The sequence below is a fragment of the Thiohalocapsa halophila genome (assembly GCF_016583825.1).
Classification (GTDB): Bacteria; Pseudomonadota; Gammaproteobacteria; order Chromatiales; family Chromatiaceae; genus Thiohalocapsa; species Thiohalocapsa halophila.
The window spans coordinates 1-1,156 of the sequence record NZ_NRRV01000201.1 but is presented as its reverse complement, the minus strand read 5'-3'; the positions used below and the strand labels follow the sequence as shown (position 1 = coordinate 1,156).

The window sequence follows — 1,156 nt, the reverse complement described above, 5'->3', positions numbered from 1 at the left end:
CTTCGGAACCCAACCACGCTTCGCTTGGCGCCTTCAAGATGACGGTGCGGAAGTCGAAACTCCGGTTCAGGACTTGCACGCAGGCGACATCATCGTGGTCAACACCGGAGAGCAGATTCCCGTCGACGGTGCTGTGGTCGCTGGAACTGCAATGATCGACCAACAGAGCCTTACCGGGGAAGCCGCCCCCGTCGAACGCAACGAAGGCGACCAAGTCTATGCCATGACCGTATTGGTCGCCGGCAGACTCCAGATTCAGGTGGAGCAGACGGGCGCGGATACGGTTGCATTCAAGATCGTTAAGATCATCAACGATGCAGCGACCTTCAAGGTCGAAGTCCAGTCTACCGGCGAACGCATAGCCGACAAGATGGTTTTGCCCACCTTGGGGCTGGGCGCACTCGGGTATTTCACTGCCGGTGGGCCCGGCGGTATGCTGGCCATCATCAACGCGGATTTCACACCGGCATCCGAGTCGCGGCGCCCATTGCCCTGCTGGCGGCCTTGGGGCGCTCGGCCCAGCACGGGGTTTTGATCAAGCACAGCCAGGTGTTCGAGACCATCAAAGGAGTCGATGCGGTGCTGTTCGACAAAACCGGGACGCTCACCTACGACGTCCCTCGGGTCGCTCAGGTCGTCTGCGCCGGCGGCCACTACGCCGAGGAGCAGATCATTGCCTACACCGCCGCGGCTGAGCAGAAATTTTCGCACCCGATCGCAAAGGCCATTCTGAATCGGGCCGAGGAGCTTGGTCTCGCCCTGCCCGCGCAAGACGAAACCAGGTACCACGTTGGCCTCGGCATCGAGGTCGTCGTCGATGCGCGACACGTCAAGGTGGGCAGTGCACGGTATATTGAGCAAGAGGGCATCGCCTTACCGCCCGTCATTGCTGAGGCTTTGCAAGCGTCTCAGGACCGGGGTCACAGCGCGATCCTGATTGCCATCGAGGACGAGGTTGCGGGCTTGATCGAACTGCGGGCGACTGTTCGGGACGAGGCACTAGAGGTCATAGGGTCTCTGCGCAAGCGGGGCATCAAGGAGATTGTCCTGATATCTGGCGATCACGAAACGCCAACCAGAGAGCTGGCATCGCGTTTGAAAGTTGACAGGTACTTCGGCGGCGTTATGCCTCATGACAAGGCAGACTACGTGAAGC

Annotated in this window: 2 protein-coding genes; both read left to right on the top strand. The window is 60.3% G+C overall.

Features of this window, described 5'->3' with window-relative positions:
* Positions 1-535 (top strand): P-type ATPase actuator domain-containing protein (locus CKO31_RS25975; protein WP_498370625.1); only part of this gene is annotated, 535 nt, incomplete at its 5' end.
* On the top strand, positions 505-1,156 hold a 652-nt coding region (locus CKO31_RS25970; protein WP_200243771.1), incomplete at its 3' end, for an HAD-IC family P-type ATPase. The genes CKO31_RS25975 and CKO31_RS25970, both read left to right, overlap by 31 nt.